The organism is Cupriavidus oxalaticus (assembly GCF_016894385.1).
Lineage (GTDB): Bacteria > Pseudomonadota > Gammaproteobacteria > Burkholderiales > Burkholderiaceae > Cupriavidus > Cupriavidus oxalaticus.
The window spans coordinates 2,369,591-2,390,192 of record NZ_CP069812.1; the positions used below are offsets into that span (position 1 = coordinate 2,369,591).

The 20,602-nt window shown below is 66.7% G+C and carries 20 protein-coding genes; 5 read left to right on the forward strand and 15 right to left on the reverse strand.

Annotated elements, in window-relative coordinates:
• Positions 1 to 37 precede the first annotated feature (37 nt).
• Genes JTE92_RS23325 through ndk form a run of 4 tightly spaced genes read right to left on the reverse strand, consistent with a single transcriptional unit; the run spans position 38 to position 3,404 of the window.
• Positions 38 to 1,018, reverse strand: coding sequence for a RodZ domain-containing protein (locus tag JTE92_RS23325; RefSeq protein WP_063238119.1), 981 nt, complete (start codon positions 1,016 to 1,018; stop codon positions 38 to 40).
• The gene (gene pilW, locus JTE92_RS23330) at positions 1,011 to 1,790 is read right to left on the reverse strand and encodes a type IV pilus biogenesis/stability protein PilW (RefSeq protein WP_063238120.1); all 780 of its coding nucleotides are present in this window, start codon (positions 1,788 to 1,790) and stop codon (positions 1,011 to 1,013) included. Before pilW ends, JTE92_RS23325 begins: the two co-directional genes overlap by 8 nt.
• A complete protein-coding gene (gene rlmN / locus JTE92_RS23335) occupies positions 1,787 to 2,941 on the reverse strand; it encodes a dual-specificity RNA methyltransferase RlmN (protein ID WP_063238121.1) in 1,155 nt (384 codons plus the stop codon). The genes pilW and rlmN overlap by 4 nt, the downstream gene beginning before the upstream one ends.
• A 37-nt stretch (positions 2,942 to 2,978) precedes the next feature.
• Positions 2,979 to 3,404 (reverse strand): nucleoside-diphosphate kinase, encoded by a 426-nt coding sequence (gene ndk / locus JTE92_RS23340; protein ID WP_063238122.1) that lies wholly within the window; start codon positions 3,402 to 3,404, stop codon positions 2,979 to 2,981.
• Between the two features lie 372 nt (positions 3,405 to 3,776).
• Between ndk and JTE92_RS23345 the strand changes: the two genes are divergently transcribed.
• On the forward strand, positions 3,777 to 4,481 hold the full coding sequence (locus tag JTE92_RS23345) for a Bax inhibitor-1/YccA family protein (protein ID WP_063238123.1): 705 nt from the start codon (positions 3,777 to 3,779) through the stop codon (positions 4,479 to 4,481).
• Positions 4,482 to 4,548: 67 nt separating this feature from the next.
• Here JTE92_RS23345 and rlmD read toward each other — a convergent pair whose 3' ends face one another.
• Positions 4,549 to 5,853 carry a 23S rRNA (uracil(1939)-C(5))-methyltransferase RlmD gene (gene rlmD, locus JTE92_RS23350; RefSeq protein ID WP_232353363.1) on the reverse strand — a complete coding sequence of 435 codons (1,305 nt, stop codon included), beginning with the start codon at positions 5,851 to 5,853 and terminating at the stop codon, positions 4,549 to 4,551.
• A 236-nt stretch (positions 5,854 to 6,089) separates the two neighbouring features.
• Between rlmD and JTE92_RS23355 the strand changes: the two genes are divergently transcribed.
• Positions 6,090 to 6,944 carry an endonuclease/exonuclease/phosphatase family protein gene (locus JTE92_RS23355; protein WP_063238125.1) on the forward strand — a complete coding sequence of 285 codons (855 nt, stop codon included), beginning with the start codon at positions 6,090 to 6,092 and terminating at the stop codon, positions 6,942 to 6,944.
• Between the two features lie 30 nt (positions 6,945 to 6,974).
• Here the strand turns inward: JTE92_RS23355 and JTE92_RS23360 are convergent, their stop codons facing one another.
• From JTE92_RS23360 to surE, 5 genes are read right to left on the reverse strand one after another with little or no spacing between them, the layout of a single operon-like run.
• Positions 6,975 to 7,814, reverse strand: a complete 840-nt coding sequence (locus tag JTE92_RS23360) for a 3'-5' exonuclease (RefSeq protein ID WP_063238126.1) — start codon at positions 7,812 to 7,814, stop codon at positions 6,975 to 6,977.
• Entirely contained in the window at positions 7,811 to 8,992 is a 1,182-nt protein-coding gene (gene rpoS, locus JTE92_RS23365) for an RNA polymerase sigma factor RpoS (protein ID WP_063238127.1), read from the reverse strand. The genes JTE92_RS23360 and rpoS overlap by 4 nt, the downstream gene beginning before the upstream one ends.
• Positions 8,993 to 8,998: 6 nt before the next feature.
• Positions 8,999 to 9,871 (reverse strand): peptidoglycan DD-metalloendopeptidase family protein, encoded by an 873-nt coding sequence (locus JTE92_RS23370; protein WP_063238128.1) that lies wholly within the window; start codon positions 9,869 to 9,871, stop codon positions 8,999 to 9,001.
• A gap of 8 nt (positions 9,872 to 9,879) precedes the next feature.
• Positions 9,880 to 10,800 (reverse strand): protein-L-isoaspartate(D-aspartate) O-methyltransferase, encoded by a 921-nt coding sequence (locus tag JTE92_RS23375; RefSeq protein ID WP_063238129.1) that lies wholly within the window; start codon positions 10,798 to 10,800, stop codon positions 9,880 to 9,882.
• A gap of 28 nt (positions 10,801 to 10,828) precedes the next feature.
• Positions 10,829 to 11,581 (reverse strand): 5'/3'-nucleotidase SurE, encoded by a 753-nt coding sequence (gene surE, locus JTE92_RS23380; RefSeq protein WP_063238130.1) that lies wholly within the window; start codon positions 11,579 to 11,581, stop codon positions 10,829 to 10,831.
• Positions 11,582 to 11,833: 252 nt separating this feature from the next.
• Between surE and JTE92_RS23385 the strand changes: the two genes are divergently transcribed.
• Complete coding sequence (locus JTE92_RS23385; RefSeq protein ID WP_063238131.1) at positions 11,834 to 12,808, forward strand: NADPH:quinone oxidoreductase family protein; 975 nt, start codon at positions 11,834 to 11,836, stop codon at positions 12,806 to 12,808.
• A 218-nt stretch (positions 12,809 to 13,026) separates the two neighbouring features.
• Here JTE92_RS23385 and JTE92_RS23390 read toward each other — a convergent pair whose 3' ends face one another.
• Positions 13,027 to 14,085 carry a porin gene (locus JTE92_RS23390; RefSeq protein WP_063238132.1) on the reverse strand — a complete coding sequence of 353 codons (1,059 nt, stop codon included), beginning with the start codon at positions 14,083 to 14,085 and terminating at the stop codon, positions 13,027 to 13,029.
• 236 nt (positions 14,086 to 14,321) lie between these two features.
• Here JTE92_RS23390 and JTE92_RS23395 point away from each other — a divergent pair, with 236 nt between their 5' ends.
• Positions 14,322 to 15,014 carry a response regulator gene (locus tag JTE92_RS23395; RefSeq protein WP_063238133.1) on the forward strand — a complete coding sequence of 231 codons (693 nt, stop codon included), beginning with the start codon at positions 14,322 to 14,324 and terminating at the stop codon, positions 15,012 to 15,014.
• A gap of 64 nt (positions 15,015 to 15,078) precedes the next feature.
• Positions 15,079 to 16,467 carry a sensor histidine kinase gene (locus tag JTE92_RS23400; RefSeq protein WP_232353364.1) on the forward strand — a complete coding sequence of 463 codons (1,389 nt, stop codon included), beginning with the start codon at positions 15,079 to 15,081 and terminating at the stop codon, positions 16,465 to 16,467.
• Between the two features lie 94 nt (positions 16,468 to 16,561).
• Here the strand turns inward: JTE92_RS23400 and JTE92_RS23405 are convergent, their stop codons facing one another.
• The 4 genes from JTE92_RS23405 to JTE92_RS23420 form a co-directional block, all read right to left on the reverse strand.
• A complete protein-coding gene (locus tag JTE92_RS23405) occupies positions 16,562 to 17,353 on the reverse strand; it encodes an ABC transporter permease (protein WP_063238134.1) in 792 nt (263 codons plus the stop codon).
• Between the two features lie 29 nt (positions 17,354 to 17,382).
• Positions 17,383 to 18,195 carry an ABC transporter ATP-binding protein gene (locus JTE92_RS23410; protein ID WP_063238135.1) on the reverse strand — a complete coding sequence of 271 codons (813 nt, stop codon included), beginning with the start codon at positions 18,193 to 18,195 and terminating at the stop codon, positions 17,383 to 17,385.
• A gap of 116 nt (positions 18,196 to 18,311) precedes the next feature.
• On the reverse strand, positions 18,312 to 19,355 hold the full coding sequence (locus JTE92_RS23415; RefSeq protein WP_063238136.1) for an ABC transporter substrate-binding protein: 1,044 nt from the start codon (positions 19,353 to 19,355) through the stop codon (positions 18,312 to 18,314).
• Between the two features lie 207 nt (positions 19,356 to 19,562).
• Positions 19,563 to 20,594 carry a Bug family tripartite tricarboxylate transporter substrate binding protein gene (locus tag JTE92_RS23420; RefSeq protein ID WP_063238137.1) on the reverse strand — a complete coding sequence of 344 codons (1,032 nt, stop codon included), beginning with the start codon at positions 20,592 to 20,594 and terminating at the stop codon, positions 19,563 to 19,565.
• Between the last annotated feature and the right edge of the window lie 8 nt (positions 20,595 to 20,602).

The following is a 20,602-nucleotide window of genomic DNA, read 5'->3' on the forward strand; positions in this document are numbered from 1 at the left end:
CAAAGACGCACTGCGCCGCACCTTTCGCCGGTCCGGATCAGGGCAGCGTGAGGCGCGCCACGTTGTTGCGGTTGGCTGCCTTCAGGTCGACCGGCGCGCCGTTGCGCGTCATCGACTCGACACCCTTGACGTTGCCGATCACCACCTTGTACGGAGCCTTGCCGCCACCGGCCACGGCCTGGCCGGCCCTGGCCGTGCCGCCCAGCACGACCTTGCCGCTGCTGTCGCGGATTTCATACCAGGTGTCGCCGGCGAAGCGGATCTGCAGATCACCCTCGCCTGCAGGCGCTGCGGGCGCCGGCGCAGGCGTTGCTGCGACCGGCGCAACAACAGGCACGACCGCCGCGGCCGATGCCGGCGCGGCAGTCGCGACCACGGCGGTGGCCGGTGTCGTTTCGGCCGAGGGCGCCGGCGAGTCGGCGGCGGCCATTACCGGCGGCAGCGCTGCAGTCACCGTGCCAGGCTCGGTCGATTGCGCAGCGGCGTGTTCTTCCGTCGTGGCAGTCTCGGCTGCGCTGCTGCGGGTCTCGATCCACTGGCGGATATGGTCCAGGCCGAACCAGCCACCGGCGGCCAGCACCACCGCCACCAGGGCCAGCCAGATCCAGCGTCCACCGCCTCCGCCGGTGCGGAAGCGATTGCGGTCGTCGAACGCCGCATTGAGGCTGCCCTCGCGCTGGCGTGCGATTTCGGTGACCGGTGCCACCGGAGGCTGGAAGCGCGCCAGCAGCGCGTCGATATCGACATGCAGCATGCGCGCGTAGGCCCGCATCACGCCCTTGGCGAACGTGACGTCGGGTAGCGCCTGCAGGTCGCCGGCTTCGATCGCGCGCAGCTTCGGCGCCGCCACTTTCAGGCGCGCGCTGACGTCTTCCACCGACAGCCGCTGCGCTTCGCGCTCGCGCGCGAGTGCCGCGCCAATCTCGCGTGCCGCAGCTTCGCGGTCTCCTTCGTGCGCGCCACCGCCGACGTATTGCGTCGGTACGGCCTGGCCTGCGGCGCGGTCGTGCTCACTCATCCCATGCTCCTTGTTCGTAGGCGGTCAACTCACGCGAATCGGGGAAGCGGCTGCGCAGTTGCGCGACCAGCGCATCCTGCGTGCGGCCATCGCCCTGGCGGTGTGCAATGCGCGCTCCCAGCCAGAGGGATTGCGCACTGGCAAATTGGCTGCTGTTGACGCGCTGGGCATACTGCCGGGCCTGCGCGAAATCGCCGCGCCGGTAGTAGACCAGCGCCAGATTGGTGTTCGCCACCGGGTTGTTGCGGTCGTAGCCGAGCGCGGCCTTCAGGTTCTTCTCCGCATCGGCGCTGTTGCCATGGCGCAGCTCGCATGCGCCCAGGCTGATCAGCGGCTTGGCCGGGCCGCCGGCCGACGGTGCCGATACCGCGCGCTGCAGCAGCGGCACGGCCTCGCCGTAGCGGCCTTGCTGGCACAGGAACCAGCCGTAGTTGTTGAGCAGGTCACCGTCGTTGCCGCGCATCGATACCGCGGTGCGGAAGCTGTCATCAGCGAGCGCGCGCTCGTTCATGTTCATGTAGATCAGCGCGCGCACGTGGTAGGCATCGGCCAGCGACGGATCGATGGCGATCGCCTGCTTGATCTCGTCAAGCGCGACGGTGTTCTGGCCGGCCTCCAGGTAACTGGTGGCCAGCTGCAGCCGGATGCCGGCGCGGCGCCTTGCATCGGTCTGGTCGGAAGCGGTCTGGAGATCCTGCCCCGGGGTCTGCGGCAGCTGGCAGCCGGACAACATCAGCAGCCCGAACAGGGCTGCAGCGATCAGACGGATCATGCAGGGCGAGCCTCCCGAGGCTGGCCGGCGCTGTTGACCGGCACCAGTGGCGTGATCTTGCCGAACTTGCCGCGCTCGGCCAGGCGGGTACGGTCCTTCACTTCCCCGGCCAGCTGCCCGCAGGCGGCGTCGATATCGTCGCCGCGCGTCTTGCGGATGGTGGTCACGATGCCGGCGTCCATCAGCACCTGCGCGAAGCGCCGGATCTGCTCGTTGTTGGAACGCTTCAGGCCCGACTCGGGGAACGGGTTGAACGGGATCAGGTTGAACTTGCACGGCACGTCGGCGACAAGCTTCAGCAATTCCCGCGCATGCTCGACGCCATCGTTGACGCCGTCCAGCATGCAGTATTCGAAAGTAATGAAATCGCGCGGCGCGAATTCCAGGTAACGGCGGCATGCCGCCATCAGTTCGGCCAGCGGGTACTTCTTGTTCAGCGGCACCAGCACGTCGCGCAAGGCGTCGTTGGACGCGTGCAGCGACACGGCAAGGGCTACCGGCAAGTCCTGCGACAGCCGGTCCATCATCGGCACCACGCCCGAGGTGGACAGGGTCACGCGGCGGCGCGACAGGCCGTAGGCGTTGTCGTCCAGCATCAGCCGCATGGCCGGCACCACGGCATCGTAGTTCAGCAGCGGCTCGCCCATGCCCATCATCACCACATTGGAGATGACGCGGTCGTCCTTGGGGCCGCGGCCCAGCTGCTCGCGCATGGCGAACTCCGCCATCCACAGCTGGCCAATGATCTCGCCCGTGGTCAGGTTGCGAGAAAAGCCCTGCTTGCCGGTCGAGCAGAAGCGGCAGTTGACCGCGCAGCCCGCCTGCGAGGAGACGCACAGCGTGCCGCGCGTTTCCTCGGGGATGTACACCGTTTCCACCGCATTGCCCTCGCCGACGTCGAGCAGCCACTTGCGCGTGCCGTCGGCCGACAGGTTGTCGGTGATGGCGGCAGGGGCGCGGATCTCGGCCCGGGTCGAGAGCTTTTCGCGCAGCGACTTGGCGAGATCCGACATGGCGTCGAAGCGGCTGGCACCATAGTGGTGGATCCAGCGTTGCAGTTGCCGCGCACGGAACGGCTTCTCGCCGAGCTCGCCGCAATAGGCGGTGAGCGCGTCCGCGTCGTAGTCGAGCAGGTTGACGAGATCGTTCATGGCGGCAAACTCGGCTTCAGTGTCAGTCAGCAGCCGATCAGCGGCTGTAGACGTTCATGCCCGGGAAGAAGAAGGCAACTTCCACGGCAGCGGTTTCGGCGGCGTCCGAGCCGTGCACGGCATTGGCGTCGATGCTGTCGGCGAAGTCGGCGCGGATGGTGCCCTTGTCGGCCTTCTTCGGGTCGGTGGCGCCCATCAGGTCACGGTTCTTGGCGATGGCGTTCTCGCCTTCCAGGGCCTGGATCATGACCGGGCCGGAAACCATGAAGTCGACCAGATCCTTGAAGAACGGGCGCTCCTTGTGGACAGCATAGAACTGCTCGGCTTCGCCGCGCGACAGGTGCACCATCTTGGCAGCAACGATCTTCAGGCCGGCGGCCTCGAAACGGGCGTAGATCTGGCCAATGACGTTCTTGGCCACGGCATCCGGCTTGATAATCGACAGGGTGCGTTCGATCGCCATGAAAAACTCCGAAAAATGAAGGGGTTACAAATGGATTAAACGTGCAATTCTAGCACGAAGACAATGGCCCTTTCGAGGGTCTGGGCCGCTTTGGCGCGGGTGTTACCGGTCCGGCGGCCCATGCGGGCGCCAAGTAGGATTGGCGGCACATTACATCCTTGTCATGTCCGGAACGCGACGCCCGACCCTCCGTCAAACGAAGGCGGCGCTGAACCGGCCGGAACAGCAAGGCGGGTGCGTGCTGGAATACACTTCCCTTGCAATTCGGCGGGCCAGATGCCACATTGACGATGGTTCCGTTCGCGGTCGATCCGAATATTCTCTTTCTTTCGGACAGGCCCGGCGCCTCACCGTTTCGAGACAGGAGTCACCATGGATAACAAGCTGAATACCTACGGTTTCGGCAATAGTGCATCGACCGTCACTGACGTCGTCGTTCGCAACCGGGTCTTGCGCAACACTTACTGGCTGCTGGCCCTATCGATGATCCCCACCGTGCTTGGCGCGTGGGTCGGCGTAGCCACTGGCTTCAGCTTCATGGCGGGCAGTCCCGGCCTGTCGCTGATCCTGTTCCTGGCCATTGCGTTCGGGTTCTTCTTCGCCATCGAGAAGACCAAGAACAGCAGCATGGGCGTGGTGCTGTTGCTGGCGTTCACGTTCTTCATGGGACTGATGCTGTCGCGGCTGATCAGTGCGACGCTGACGTTCTCCAACGGACCGGCGCTGATCATGTACGCCTTTGGCGGCACGGCCGCGGTATTCGGCGCGATGGCAACCATCGCCACCGTCAGCAAGCGCGATTTCTCCGGCCTGGGCAAGTTCCTGTTCGTCGGCGTGATCCTGCTGATCCTGGCCAGCGTTGCCAATATCTGGCTGCAGCTGCCGTCGCTGATGATCACGGTGTCGGTGATCGCGATCGGTATCTTCTCGGCATACATCCTGTTCGATGTACAGCGCGTGGTGAATGGCGGCGAGACCAACTACATCACCGCCACGCTGGCAATCTACCTCGACGTGTACAACGTCTTCGCCAACCTGCTGGCGCTGCTGGGCATCTTCGGCGGCAACCGCGAATGACGGCAAACGCCGCGGCATGAAATAAGCCGGCCTGTTGGCCGGCTTTTCGTTTGGACGCACGCGGCGATCACCCTCGGTCGAACACCGCGATCGACTCCACGTGCGAGGTGTGCGGGAACATGTTGACCACGCCGGCGCCGCTCAGGCGGTAGCCCGCCTCGTGCACCAGCAGGCCGGCATCGCGCGCCAGCGTGGCGGGACTGCACGAGACATAGACGATGCGCCGCGGCAGCACTTCGCTGCCTTGCTGCGCCAGTTCGCCCAGGGCCTTGCTCACCGCGAGCGCACCTTCGCGCGGCGGATCAACCAGCCAGCGATCGAAGCGACCCAGTGCGGCAATGTCGTCGGCCGTGACTTCGAACAGGTTGCGGCACGCGAACTCGGTCTTGGCGGCCAGCCCGTTGTATTCCGCATTGGCCAGCGCGCGCGTGGTCAACGCCTCGCTGCCTTCGATACCCATCACCGACTTGCCCTGCGTGGCCAGCGGCAGCGTGAAATTGCCGATGCCGCAGAACAAATCGAGCAGGCGGTCGCCCGGCTGCGCGTCCAGCAGGCGCAGCGCGCGGCCAATCAGCACGCGGTTGATCTGGTGGTTCACCTGCGTGAAGTCGGTCGGCTTGAACGGCATGCGGATGCCGAATTCCGGCAGCGTATAGGCCAGCTCGACGTCGGCCGGGTAGAACGGGTAGACCGTGTCCGGCCCCTTCGGCTGCAGCCAGAACTGCACCTTGTACGCATCGGCGAAGGCGCGCAGCAGGTCCTTGTCGGCATCGGTCAGCGGCTCGAGGATGCGCAACACCAGCGCCGTCACTTCGTGCCCGACGGCCAGTTCGATCTGCGGCATGCGGTCGCGGATCGACAGCCCCGCCACCAGTTCGCGCAGCGGCACCAGCATCGCCGACACGTGCGGCGGCAGGATCTCGCAGCGCGTCATGTCGGCGACATAGCTGCTTTTGCGCTCGTGGAATCCCACCAGCACGCCGCCCTTCTTCACCACATGGCGCACGGTCAGGCGCGCGCGATAGCGGTAGCCCCAGTCCGGACCGGCGATCGGGCGGAACACCACGTCCGGCTTCACCTTGGACAGGTGCCACAGGTTGTCTTCCAGCACTCGCTGCTTGATTGCAAGCTGCGCGCGCGAATCCAGATGCTGCATCGAGCACCCGCCGCAGACGCCGAAATGCTGGCAGCCCGGCTTCACGCGCATCACCGATTCCTGCAGGACTTCGCCGAGGTGCGCCTGCTCGAAGCTGGGCTTGCGGCGGTAGCTGCGATAGCTGACGGTCTCGCCGGGCAATGCGCCTTCGACGAAGATCACCTTGCCAGGCGTGCCGTCCTCGTTGACCAGGCGGCCGACGCCGCGCGCCTCCATGTCGAGGCTGTCGATCGACACCACCGGATCGGTGCCCGGAACATTGCCATTGGCGTTGCCACGGCCACGGGACTCTTTTGCGGCGGGAGCGGCACCCGGTGCGGCTGATTCGGGCGCGACGGCGGACGTTTCTTGTGGGGAGGACACGGCTTGGGACACCAGATAAAACCTGACGTATTGTTTTACGAAAGCGCGATTGTATGCCAGACCGGCCGGGTCAACGACGGAGGCGTTGCATGGAACTGATTTCGTGGAATATCCAGTGGGGCCGCGGCGCGGACGGGCGCGTGGACCTGGCGCGGCAGGTGGACACGCTGCGCGCGCTGGCGGATGCCGATGTGATCTGTCTGCAGGAAGTCACGCGCGGATTCGGTGAACTGCGCGGCGAGCCGGGCATCGACCAGGTAGCCGAACTGACCGCCCTGCTGCCGGGCTATCACCTGCTCTTTGCGTCAGGCGTGGACCGGCGCGACCGCAACGGCACACACAAGCAATTCGGCAACCTGATCGCCACGCGGCTACCGGTACGCGAGGTATTCCGGCACGGATTGCCGTGGCCTGCAGACCCGCAAGTGGCGTCGATGCCGCGCGTGGCGCTGGAAGTCACCGTCGAGGCCGGCACGCAGCCCCTGCGCGTGATCTGCACGCACCTGGAGTATTACTCGGCGCTCCAGCGCGCGGCGCAGGCCGAAGCCTTGCGCGACTGGCATGCCCAGGCCTGCGACCACGCGCGACGCCCGGGCCGCAGCGAGAAGTGGCCCGGGCCGTTCACACCGGAACCACGCCCGGCCGAAGCCATCCTGTGCGGCGATTTCAACAGCAAACCCGACGACATTGCCTATCGCCGCATGCTGGAGCCGTTCGACGACGCCACCACGCCATGGCGCGACGCCTGGCTGCTCACGCACCCCGGCCAGCCGCATGCGCCGACCTGCGCCATTCATGACAAGGAGCAATGGCCCGAACCACCATTCGCCTGCGACTTCATGTTCGTGACGGACAACCTGGCCGCACGGACCCGGCGTTGCGAGGTCAACGCGGATACCGCCGACTCGGACCACCAGCCGATCGTGCTGTCGCTCGACCTTTAGGGCCGTGGCACGCGCCGGGCGCCGGCGCGATCAGTCCTCGAAGTCGTCGACTTCGGGCGTGAGACGCTGCAGGCGGAAGGCCTGCAGGTACTCCATCCACTGTTCGCCGGGCAGTTCCGCCAGCGATTCCTGGACGAGCGCCATCTCCATGTCGAACTCGCGCGGCGACATGCCGCCGCGCATCAGCTGGAAACGGCAGTACATCAGGTAGGTGTTGACGACGTCGGTCTCGCAATAGGCGCGGATCTCGTCGAGCTGGCCAGCCTGGTAGGCGTGCCAGACCTTGCTGCCATCCATCCCCATCTTGCCCGGGAAGCCGCACAGCTTGGCAAGGTCATCCAGCGGCGCGCTGGCGCGCGGCTGGTACATCGCCAGCAGGTCCATCAGATCCAGGTGCCGCATGTGGTAGCGGCTGATGTAGTTGTTCCACTTGAAGTCGCGGCTGTCTTCCTCGCGGCCCTCGCCCATCTCCCAGTAGCGCGGCGCGGTGACGCCGTTGACCAGGCCGCGGTAATGCAGCACAGGGAGATCGAATCCGCCACCGTTCCATGAAACCAGTTGCGGGCTGTAGCGGGCGATCAGTTCGTAGAACTTCTGGATCAGCGTGGCTTCGTTGTCTTCGGTAGTGCCGAGCGAGCCCACATGGAACACCGCCGAGCCATCGCGATGCGTGCGCCGCAGCACGCAGGAAATCGCGGCGACGCGCTGCAGGTAGTGCGGCAGGAAATCGCTGCCGGTTTTCTCGCGGCGGGCGGCGAAGGCATGCTCGGCGACTTCGCCGTCGCTCATCGCGTCGGGGTGGTCATGCAAACGGCGCAGGCCGGCGACATCGGGAATGGTCTCGATGTCGAATACCAGCACAGGGGTCATAAAACGGCGTCCTTCCTGACACCTTGCGAAGCGAAATGCCGCTTGAGCTTGACCAGCGCCTCCTGCTGGATCTGGCGCACGCGCTCGCGCGTGAGGCCCATCTCCTCGGCGAGCTCTTCCAGCGTGGCTGGCTCGATATGGTTGAGGCCGAAGCGGCGCTCCACCACATAGCGATGCTTTTCCGACAGGCGCGCGAGCCAGAGCTTCATCAGCCCTTCCAGCTCGCGGTGCGCCACCTCCTGGTCAGGGGCGGCGTTGTGCTCGTCGGAGAGGAAATCCAGGAGGCTCGAGCCGGGATCGAGGTCGAACGGCGTATCGAGCGAGGTGGTGTGTTCATTGAGTGCCAGGACGTCCTGCACTTCGTCCGGCGTCTTGCCCAGCAGGTGGGCAATGTCTTCCAGGCTGGCGTCGCGCCCGTCGGTGCCGCCCTTCTCCAGATGGCGCTTGGCGCGCAGCACCTGGTTCAGTTCGCGGATCACGTGCACCGGCAGGCGAACGGTGCGGGCCTGGTTCATGATGGCGCGCTCGATGCTCTGGCGGATCCACCAGGTCGCATAGGTCGAGAAGCGGAACCCGCGCGACGGATCGAATTTCTCGATCGCGTGCATCAGGCCGAGGTTGCCTTCCTCGATCAGGTCGAGCAGCGGCACCCCCCGATTGAGGTATCCCTTGGCGATGCTGACCACCAGCCGCAGGTTGCGCTCGATCATGACCTGGCGCGCGGCAAAGTCGCCGTCCTTGGCCAGCGTGGAGAAATGCAGCTCCTCCGGCGCGGACAGCAGCGGCTTGATGCTGATGCGGTTCAGGTAATGCTGGACGGTGTCGGCAGCCAGTTCGGTATGCAGCACCGTGCGGAAGTCGTCGTGCTCGGCCGCTGCGCCGTCGCTGCCGTTCTCGCCTTCGCTGTCTTCCTCGTCTTCGGACTCGTCATCGTCGTCATCGCGCAGATGGCGGTCGTTGTCGTCGGCGAGCAGGTCCGCTTCGCGCAGGCCCACCGAAGTGGAGGTGGCGATCGGCTCGTCGGTCACGGGAATCAGGTCGGCAGCAAGATCCGGCTCGAACGCTTGCGCGTCGGCGTGCTCGTCGGGATGTGCCACACCAGCCTTCACTTCCGGCTGCTTGGGACGGCGAGCCCTACTGACAGTTGTTCCGGAGGAGACAGTTTTCTGGCGTGGCATGAACCCTCACTGTGGCGGCAGGTACCGCATCGGATCAACCGGTTTTCCGTTCTTGCGAACTTCGAAGTGAAGCTTCACCCGGTCGGTATCACTGTTGCCCATCTCCGCAATCTTCTGGCCCTTGCGGACCGCGGATTGCTCTGCCACAAGCACCTTTTCGTTGTGCCCGTACGCAGTAAGAAATGTCTCGTTGTGTTTGATGATGACAAGATTCCCGTAGCCGCGCAAGGGGCCAACGTGAATCACTCGGCCATCGTCGGCAGCCAGCACCGCATCGCCCTTCTTGCCCGCAATATCGATGCCTTTATTACCCTTGTCATCGAATTTGCCGACCATCTGGCCGGTTGCCGGCCAGGCCAGCTTCATCGCGCCGTCGGCGACCGGCGCGGACGGCGCGACAGCCGCTGCGGCAGGCGCCGCGGCCGCTGCCGGGGCCGCTGCCGGGGCCGGCGTTGCCGCTGCCGGCGTGCCCACCGGGCGCGCCTGGTCGATCGGCTGGGCCTGCACCGTGGCCGGGGCGATCGGCGTCGTGGAAACCCCGGGCGCAGCGTTGACGTCGGCCCCCGGAGGCACGATGCGCAACAACTGGCCAACTTCGATCTGGTTCACGTTGGAGAGGTTGTTCCAGGTGGCGACATCACGGTACGACTGGCCGTTTTCCAGGGCGATTCGATAAAGCGTATCGCCTCGCTTGACCCGATAGTATCCCGGCGGAGCCGGCTCCATCGACGCGGCGGCAGCGCCCGAGGTGGAGGTGCGGTCAACGACAGGGGCCGGCATCGGCGAATTGGCGCAGGCGGCCAGCAGGGCCGTCAGCGCAGAAGCCGTAAGAAGTTGACCGGCGCGTGCGAAATATTGCGATTTCACGATGTTGTGCATAGTTCGACTCAGATGGTGCCCGATTTTAAGGGCACAAAGAAAACGGCTTCAAGCGCGGTTCGGTGAAAGCGATGGCGGTTGCGCCGCTCGATCAGCAGCAGTTGCTGCGTCACGGTCTGGCCGGGCACGCCTGCCGGCGGCACCACGGCCACCGGGGCGATCAGCCGCCCACCTACTTCCAGTTGCTCCAGCAGCGCCTGTGGCACCTCCATGCCGGCTGCGGCCAGGATGATGGCCGAGAACGGCGCCGCCTGCGGCAGGCCGAGCATGCCGTCGCCATAGTGCAGGCGCAGGTTGGGCACGCGCAGCGGGCGCAGGTTCGCCTTGGCCTGCTCGTGCAGCGGCCGGATGCGCTCGATCGAGAAGACTTCGCGCGCCACCTGGCTCAGCACCGCGGCCTGGTAGCCACAGCCGGTGCCGATCTCCAGCACGCGCGCGAGCGGCGTGTCGGCGGCCAGGCCGTCGCGCAGCAGCTCGATCATGCGCGCCACCACCGATGGCTTGGAAATGGTCTGCTGGTGGCCGATCGGCAGCGCGGCGTCTTCATACGCCTGTGATGCCAGTCCCGGCTCGACGAACAGGTGGCGCGGCACCGTGGCGATGGCCGACAGCACGCGCTCGTCGCGGATGCCGCCGGCACGCAGCCGGGCCGCCAGCGCGGTGCGCGCCCGCGCGGACGCCATGCCGCCGCCGCCGGCCGTGGCCGCCGAGGCGCGCTGCTCCACTGCGCTCGCCGGTGCGGGCGCGGGCGCCGGTGCCGCCGTGCGCGGCAGCCTTGGCTTGGCCGGTTTCGGTGGCGGCGCGGACGTGCCCGTGCGCCGCGCGTCGACGGCGGGCATGCCGGCGGTGCGTGCCGGTGCGGGCTTGCGTTCGACGACCGCATCCAGCGGCAGGGGGAACTTGTTGTTGCGTCGGGGCGTGGAACTCATCGGGGGCGCGACACTGCGAAGCGGCTGCCTATTTCAGCCACTGGTCGAGCGCATCGAGCTGCCCGCGATGGGTCAGGTCGAGCTGCAACGGCGTGAGCGAGACGTAACCGGCGGCGGTGGCATGGAAGTCCGTGCCTTCGCTGGCATCGCGCGCATCGCCGGCCGGGCCGATCCAGTAGTTGGTGTCGCCGCGCGGATTCACCTGCGTGATCACCGGCTGCGAAGGATGGCGCTTGCCCAGGCGCGTGGCGCGATAGCCCTTGATATGTTCGAACGGCAGGCTGGGGATATTGACGTTGAGCAGGAAGGGCTCGGCAGGCGGCTGGCCGATGATGCGCTCGACCACCGTGCGCGCGATGCGCGCGGCTGCGTCGAGATGCTCCCAGCCCTTGTCGACCTGCGAGAAGGCGACCGACGGGATGCCGAGCAGGTAGCCTTCGATGGCGGCGGCGACGGTGCCGGAATACAGCACGTCTTCGCCCATGTTCTGTCCCTGGTTGATGCCGGACACCACCAGGTCCGGCTTTTCGTCCAGCAGCCCGGTCAGCGCGATGTGCACGCAGTCGGTCGGCGTGCCGTTGACGAAGCGGAATCCCTTCTGCACGCCTTCGCGCGCTTCGTAGATCGACAGCGGGCGCTGCAGCGTCAGGGAGTTGGAAGCGCCGCTGTGGTTCTGCTCGGGCGCAATGACCGTGATCCGGCCCAGCGGGGCGAGCGCAGCATGCAGAACGGCCAGTCCCGGCGCGAGATAACCGTCATCGTTGGCAAGGAGGATATGCATGGCGCGATTGTACCTGAGCGCGCGCCACACAAGCGCCCCGTGCGCCCCGTGCGCCGCGCCGGAATCGCGCCGGAATCGCGCCGGAATCGCGTCGGGGCGCACGCCGCGCGCCGGTATGCAGGACGCAAATAACCGCCCCCGCGGCTTCGGCATGGAACAGAACGACCGTGCTATTTGTACGCTACACTTGCCCTGCCCGCCCGCTTAAGCTTGACTGGCGCGGAATGCCATACCTATCGAAACGGAGACAAGATGAAAGCCGTACTGTGCAAAGCCTGGGGCCCCCCTGATTCGCTGACCGTGGAAACCCTGCCTGACCTGGTGCCGGGCGCGGGCGAAGTGGTCATCGACGTGAAGGCTGCCGCGGTCAACTTCCCGGATGTGCTCATCATCCAGAACAAATACCAGGCCAAGCCTGCCCTGCCGTTCAGCCCCGGCTCCGAACTCGCCGGCGTGGTCAATGCGGTGGGCGAAGGCGTCACCCACGTCAAGCCGGGCGACAAGGTCATCGCCTACCTGGGCAATGGCGCATTTGCCACGCAGGCCAAGGCGCCCGCCGCCTCGGTGGTGCCGATGCCGCCGGGCATCGACTTCGAGACCGCCGCGGCCTTCACGCTGACCTACGGCACCTCGCACCATGCGGTGATCGACCGCGGCGAGCTGAAGGCGGGCCAGACCATGCTGGTGCTGGGCGCGGCCGGCGGCGTGGGCATCGCGGCGATCGAGATCGGCAAGGCCATCGGCGCGCGCGTGATCGCCGCCGCCTCGACCGACGAGAAGCTGGCGGTGTGCAAGGAGCACGGTGCCGATGCGCTGATCAACTACAGCACCGAAGACCTGCGCGAGCGCGTCAAGGCGCTGACCGACGGCAAGGGCCCGGATGTCGTCTACGACCCGGTGGGCGGCATCTATGCCGAGCCGGCGTTCCGATCGATCGGCTGGCGCGGCCGCTACCTGGTGGTGGGTTTTGCCAACGGCGAGATCCCGAGGCTGCCGCTGAACCTGGCGCTGCTGAAAGGGGCGTCGCTGGTGGGCGTGTTCTGGGGCGACTTCGTGCGCCGCGAGCCCAAGGCCAACCAGGCCAACATGGCGCAGATGCTGGGCTGGATGAAGGAAGGCAAGATCCGCCCGCATATCTCGGCGCGCTATCCGCTGGAACAGGCGCCGCAGGCGCTCAAGGACATGGAAGCGCGCAAGGTGACCGGCAAGATCGTGATCGTGCCCTGAAGCGCGCTGAACCGTGGTTTCGGCCCACGCGCACGCCCGTTGGCCGAAAGAATTAGGGCGCAGGAAGTGCGGCTGCGTCCTGCGCCCTGCGGGGCAAACCGCCCCAAGCTACCAGCCGTCCTTGTCGGCGTACACCCTACGCCAGGACGACTGGTAGTTCCCAAAAGAGCCAGACCCCGCTCCGGCCGCTTTCTGGCTACGGTAAGAAACCGCCCCCCTCAGAAACGATGCTGCAGGCCGGCCATCACGCCGGTCTGGTTGTTGGCATAGCCGACCAGGTCGCGCGACACGCTGACGTTCTGCCCATTGCGCGCCTCCGCATAGCCCACCGACAGGTAGGCCAGCGTGCGCTTGGACAGCGCGTACTGGCCGCGCAGCGAGAACAGGATCGGGTCGGCGTTGTTGCCGCCCTTGATGTTCTGCTTGTAGACCGCGCCGTACAGCGTGAACGCCGGCGTGAAGCCGTAGCTGGCGCCGCCCCAGTACATGTCGCTGCGGTCGTCCGCAGCGCCGGTGGTGAAGGTGCGCTTGTAGTTGCGGTAGCCGGCGAACAGCTTCAGGTCGCCGAAGGCGTAGCTGGCGCCAGCGTGGATGCCCTGGATGTAGTCGGTGCTGTCGGCCGGCGTGGTGCTGGTGCCGGCACCGTTCTGGCGGTCCCACGTCGCCGCCGCGGCGAACTTGCCGGCGTTGTAGCCGACGCCGAGCGCGTACTTGGACGAGCTTTTGAAATCGCCCGCCACTTCGCCCAGCGCCACGGTCGCGCCCAGCTTCAGGCCGCCGAAGCTGCCGTCATAGCGGATCGCGTTGGACGCGCGCGAGAACAGCCCGTCCTTGCGGCCACCGGTGGCGGTCGACGACGTGGCCCACGAATAGGCCGGCGCATAGCCCATCGGGTCGAACGGCAGCATGAAGTCGTAAGTGGTGGTGAAGGTGCGGCCAAGCACCACCTGGCCATACCGGCTCGACAGCCCCACGGTGGCGCGGCGGTCGAACAGCGTGTTGTCGGTATCCAGCCGGCCGGTATCGATGGCGATGCCGCTTTCCAGGTTGAAGATGGCCTTGAGCCCGCCGCCCAGGTCTTCGCTGCCGCGGATGCCCCAGCGCGACGTGTTCTTGCCGCCGGAGGTCAGCTTCACCGCCGACCCGTCCGGGCCGGCATGGCTGACGTATTCGATGCCGGCGTCCACCAGCCCGTACAGGGTCACGTTCGACTGGGCGGATGCCGACCCGGCTGCAGCCAGTCCCATCGTCGCGATTGCCATGGCCGTACGCTTCATGATGTCTCCTTGGTTTCTGTGGTTGTTGTGGTCTTGATGCGGAACGGGGCGGATGGTAGGGGACGCGCACTTTCAGTTCGCTTTCGGAATCGGGGCAATTCGCGCTCGCCGGCCACGGGAGGGGTTGGGAGTTTCCCTAGCTTCTAAGCCGCGGCAGATCGCTGTATCAGTCTGGCCTCGGCCATCCGGACGGATAGCCGTGCCGTTTTGCCGATCTTTTCGCCCTATCCCGTTCCATGCGTATCCTGCTTGCCGAAGACAATGTGATGCTGGCTGACTCCCTGAGCCAGGCCCTGGGCCAGGCCGGCTTCACGATCGATTGCATGCACGACGGCCGCAGCGCCGACAGCCTGCTGTGCACCCAGGACTACGCCCTGCTGATCCTGGACCTCGGCCTGCCGGGACTCGACGGGCTGGAGGTGCTGCGCCGCCTGCGCCAGCGCCGCAACCCGCTGCCGGTGCTGATCCTGACCGCGCATGGCTCGGTGGAAGACCGTGTGCGCGGCCTCGACCTCGGCGCCGACGACTACCTGGCCAAGCCGTTCGACCTGTCCGAACTGGAGGCGCGCGCCCGCGCGCTGATCCGCCGCAGCCACGGGCATGACCACACGCAGCTTGCATTCGGCCCGCTCCACTACGACAGCATCAGCCGCGCCTTCATGCTGCACGGCGAGTTGCTGGCACTGACCGGCCGCGAGCGCGCGGTGCTGGAAGTGCTGCTGCTGCGCGACGGCCGGGCAGTCAACAAGGCAGCCCTGTCGGAGAAGATCTTCGGCATCGATGAATCGGTGAACCCGGACGCGATCGAGATCTATGTGCACCGGCTGCGCAAGAAGCTCGATGGCAGCGGCGTGGCCATCGTCACGCTGCGTGGACTCGGCTACCTGCTCGAGTCGCGGCTGGCGCCGGCCTGTGCCCAGCCGCAATGAGGGGGGGGCGCGCCGGCCGCCCAGCCTGCGGCTGCAGCTGTCGCTGTGGTTGCTGGTGCCGCTGATGGGCCTGCTCGCCTTCGATGCCTGGCTCACGTACCAGCGCGCCATGTCGGCCGCGCATACCGCCTTCGACCGCACGCTGGAAGCGTCGCTGCGCGCCATGCGCGAAGGCATCCGGCTGCGCGAGGGGCGGCTCGACGTGGACCTGCCCAACCTCGCCCTGGAACTGTTCGACGAGCAGGCCGGCCCGCACATCTACTACCGCATCCGCGACGAAGACGGCGCCACCGTAACCGGCTACGACGACCTGCCGATGCCGGCCGAAGCGCCGCTGCAGCTCTACCGCACCGTGTTCTACGACACCGAGTTCCGCCAACAGCCGCTGCGCATGGCGGCGCAGCGGCTGCCGGTCCACGACGTCGGCTCCGCACGCACGCGGCTGGTGTGGGTGCTGGTCGGCGAAACCATCGAGCCGCGCCAGCTGCTGGCGCGCGATATCCTGGTCGGATCGCTGCTGCAGGAACTGGTGCTGGTGACGCTGGCGCTGGGCATCGTCTGGTTCGGCGTGCGGCGCGGGCTGCGGCCGCTGCACCGGCTCTCCGACACCGTCGCGCACCGCGGCACCCAGCTTGACCCGATCGAGCAGAAGGACCTGCCTGCGGAGATGAAGCCGCTGGTGCAGGCGCTGAACCAGTACATGGCGCGGCTATACCGCATGGTGCAGGCGCGCAAGCGCTTCTTTGCCGATGCCGCGCACCAGCTCAAGACACCGCTGGCGATCATCCAGGCGCAATCCGAACTGGCATTGCGCGAACGCGATGGCGAACGCGTGCGCGAGCATGTGCGGCTGCTGCACGGCACCGTGCGGCATGCGTCCAAGGGCGTGCAGCAGCTGCTGTCGCTGTCGCGGCTGGAGCCGGATGCGGGCTACGCGCCGACGCTGCGGCCACTGCGGCTCGATACCCTGGCGCAGGGCGTGGCGCTGGAATGGGCGCCGGTGGCGCGGGGCAGCGAGATCGACCTGGGATTCGAGCACGACGGCCCGGTGCAGCTCGACGGGCAGGCAGAGCTGCTGCAGGAGATGACGGGCAACCTGATCGACAATGCGATCCGCTATGCGGGCCGTGGTGCGGTGGTCACCGTACGTGTTGCGCTGTCGGGCGGCATGCCGGTGCTGCAGGTGGTGGACAACGGCCCAGGCATTGCGCCGGCCGAACGCGATGCGGTGTTCCGCCGCTTCTATCGCGGCGAGAGCGGACGGTCCGCGGAAGGCACCGGGCTGGGCCTGTCGATCGTGCGCGAGATCGCGCGGCTGCACGGCGCCACCGTGGCGCTTGGCGATACGCCGAATGGCGGGCTGACGGTGTCGGTCTGTTTTGGGGCGACCGATTGTGTGCCCCCTCTCCCGCTTGCGGGAGAGGGTTGGGGTGAGAGCCTGGCGAATCCATGAAGTCAGGCCGCTGCCGGTATGCCAGCGCCTGCCCTCAACCCCTGCCCCTCTCCCGCGCGCGGGAGAGGGGAGCAAACCAGCGCGGACTCGGAGGTCAGAGCTTCTCCGTCTCCCCGCTCCTGGGCTGCCACTTCATCAGCCGCTTCTCGCCGATGCCGACCATCCAGTCCAGCATCAGCGCAAACGCGGTCAGCACCACGATGCCGGCGAACACGGTGTTGATGTCGAAGGTGCCCTCGGCCTGCAGGATCAGGTAGCCCACGCCGCGCGCCGAGCCAAGGTACTCGCCCACCACCGCACCGACAAAGGCCAGCCCCACCGAGGTATGCAGCGACGAAAACACCCAGCTGGTCGCGCTCGGCAGGTACACATGGCGCAGCAGCTGCTGCCGGTTGGCGCCCAGCATGCGCGCATTGGCCAGCACCACCGGGCTCACTTCCTTGACGCCCTGGTAGACGTTGAAGAAGACGATGAAGAACACCAGCGTCACCGCCAGGGCCACCTTCGACCAGATCCCCAGGCCGAACCACACCGCGAAGATCGGCGCCAGGATCACGCGCGGCATCGAGTTCATCGCCTTGACGTAGGGATCCAGGATGGCCGAGGTCAGCGGGCTCAGCGCCAGCCACAGGCCCACGCCTAGGCCCGCGAGCGTGCCGATGCCGAAGGCCAGCACGGTCTCGAGCAAGGTCACGCCCAGGTGCAGGTAGATATCGCGAGCGACGAAGAACCAGTTCCAGATCCGCTGCGCGACCATCAGCGGTTCACCGAAGAAGAAGGCAACCTGCTGCGAGCGCGTGGCCGCGTGCCACACGCCGAGGATCACCACCAGCACGAGCAGCTGCCACACACGCAGCATGCCCTTGGAGTCGTTACGGAAAGCCATCGGATTGAGGTCTCGTTGTGATCGGCGGCTCAGGCCACCTTGCGCTGCTGCGCGTAGCCCTTGAGCACTTCCTCGCGCAGCACGTCCCAGATCGCGGCGTGCAGCTCGACAAAGCGCGGATGGTTGCGGATCTCGGCCACGTCGCGCGGGCGCGGCAGGTCGATGGCGAACTCGCCGATGGGATGCGTGGCCGGCCCCGCCGACAGCACCACCACGCGGTCGCTCATGGCAATGGCCTCGTCGAGGTCGTGGGTGATGAACAGGACCGCCTTGCGCTTTGCGGCCCACAGGTCCAGCACCTCGTTCTCCATCAGCTGCCGCGTCTGGATATCGAGCGCGGAAAACGGTTCGTCCATCAGGATGATGTCCGGATCCAGCACCAGCGTCTGCGCCAGCGCCACGCGCTTGCGCATGCCGCCGGAAAGCTGGTGCGGATAGCGGTCGCCGAAGCCGCCCAGGCCCACGCGGCGCAGCCACTCCTCGCCCTGCCGCACGGCCTCGGCGCGCGCCACGCCGCGGAATTCGAGCCCGGCGACGACGTTGTCGAGCGCGCTGCGCCACGGCATCAGCGCCTCGGTCTGGAACATGTAGCCGGCGCGCCGGTTGATGCCGCGCAGCGGCTCGCCGAACACGCGCATCTCGCCGCTGGAGGGCTCCAGCAGGCCGGCGCCGACGTTCAGCAGCGTCGACTTGCCGCAGCCGGTCGGGCCGACCACCGAGACGAACTCGCCCGGCTGGATCGACAGCGTGACGTCCTTGACCGCGGTATAGCGCTGGCCGCGGTCATCGCGCGAGACAAAGGTGCAGGTGACCTTGTCGAGGGAGAGTGCGGGAATGCTCATGGTGCACCGTGTCGTTCGCCGTCCGTGCCGCTGGCGAGTGATGAGGGATTGGCTGCCGCTGCCGCAAAGCAAAGGCCCGCTGCGGGCAGCGGGCCGGTATCGTGCGCAGCGCGCTCTTACTTGTACTTGGCGTTGGCCTTCTGCACAAAAGCGTTGGTGTAGGTCTCTTCCAGCCTGATCGGCTTGCCCTTCAGTTCGGCGTCGAACTGCTGCAGCGTGTTCAGCGCGGTGCGCGGGCCGTCGGCCGGCATGGTGCCGTCCGGCGAGATCGCTTCCTTGACCTTGTCCCATGCCGCCAGGTACAGCGCGCGGTCGCCCAGCAGGTAGCTTTCCGGCACGGCCTTGACGATGTCGGACGGGCCGGCCTTCTGCAGCCACTTGAGCGCGCGCACCATGGCATTGGTCAGCGCCTGCGTGGTGTTGGGGTTCTGCTGGATAAAGGCCTGCGACGCATACAGGCAGCCCGACGGCATGTTGCCGCCGAACACCGCCTGCGTGTCCTTGAGCGTGCGCGTGTCCGAGGCGATGCGCACCTCGTTCTTCTGCGTCAGCATCGAGACCACCGGGTCGAGGTTGGCCATCGCATCGATCTGGCCCGAGCGCATGGCCGCCACCGCGCCGGCGCTGGCGCCCACGCCGATGAACGACACGTCCGACGGCTTCAGCCCATGCTTGGCCAGCACGAAGTTGGCCATCATGTTGGTCGACGACCCCGGCGCGGTCACGCCGATCTTCTTGCCCTTCAGGTCGGCGATCGACTTGAAGTCGGGCATGGTCTTGTTCGACACCACCAGCACGATCTGCGGCGCCCGGCCCTGCAGCACGAATTCCTGGTAGCGCTGGCCCTTGGCCTGCAGGTTGATGGTGTGCTCGTAGGCGCCCGAAACCACGTCGGCGCTGCCGCCCACCACGGCCTGCAGCGCCTTGGCGCCGCCGGCGAAGTCGACGATCTCGACGTCCAGGCCTTCGTCCTTGAAGTAGCCCTGGCGCTCGGCGATGGTCAGCGGCAGGTAGTAGAACAGGTTCTTGCCGCCGACCGCGATGGTGACCTTGGTCTTCTCCGGCTTGCCCTGCGCCTGCGCATGGCCGAAGGTGAACCAGCCGGCCAGGAACAGCGCCAGCGCGATCAGGAACTGCTTCCAGAATTTCTTGTTATACATGCTTGTCTCCTACCCGTTTTCTGTCCATCTGGATTCGGACGGCGATGCGCGAAAGCACGGCGTGCCGCCGTGCGGCAAGTTGCGATGCTACCGGGTGGATAAGGGGTCCGCATCGGTATCTATACCTATGCGTGCTGCCGGCGTGCTCCCCTCTCCCATAAATGGGTCATAAATGGGAAAGGGGAGACAACATTCGAGCTTCAATGCTTATTCAGCGTGAATATCGGCAGACTTGATCACCTTGCCCCAGCGCGCCAGTTCGGCCTTCTGGTACTGCGCCAGCTGCTGCGGATTCATGTACTTCGCCTCGGCGCCCAGTTCCTCGGCCTTCTTGCGGAAGGCTTCGGTGCGCATGATCTTCTCGATCTCGCCGGTCAGTTTGTCGACCACGGCCTTGGGCGTGCCCGCCGGCGCGTACATCGCGAACCACGACGACACGTCGAGGTCGGGGTAGCCGGCCTCGGGCGCCGACGGCACGTCCTTCAGGCTGGGCAGGCGCGTCTTGCTGGTCACCACCAGCGGGCGCAGCTTGCCCGCGGCGATATGGCCCATCAGCGGCGGCGGCGTGGTCATGGTCAGGTCGACCGTGCCGCCCAGCAGGTCGGTGATGGCCGGCCCGGTGCCCTTGTACGGAACGTGCGCGATCTTGGTGCCGGCCATCTGGTTCAGCAGCTCGGTCGAGACGTGCTGCAGCGAACCGTTGCCCGACGAGGCGTAGTTGAGCTTGTCCGGATTGGCCTTGGCGTACGCGACCAGCTCCTTCAGCGACTTGACCGGCAGGCTCTGGCGCACCACCAGCACCTGCGGTGCCGACAGGATATTGGCCACCGGCGCGAAGTCCTTGACCGGATCCCACGACAGGTTCTTCATCAGCAGCGGCGTGATCACGTGGAAGCCCGAGTACTGCAGCATCAGCGTGTAGCCATCCGGCTTGGCGCGCGCCACCAGCTGCGCGGCGATGCCGCCGTTGCCGCCGGGCTTGTTGTCCACCACCACCGGCTGGCCAAGCGCCTTGGACAGCGGCTCGGAAATCATTCGTGCCGCGATGTCGGTGGTGCCGCCCGCCGCAGCGGATACCACCAGCGTGACCGGGCGGCTGGGATAGGCGTCCTGCGCCAGCGCGGCAGGCGCCAGCCACGCGGCACCGAGCGCGGCCAGTGTGGCAGCGACGGCCTTGCGCCGGTTGGCGCAGGCGGTGGTAGCGGGCTTGGCAGCGATGCGTTGAAGGGCTTGCTTCATGAGGGTCT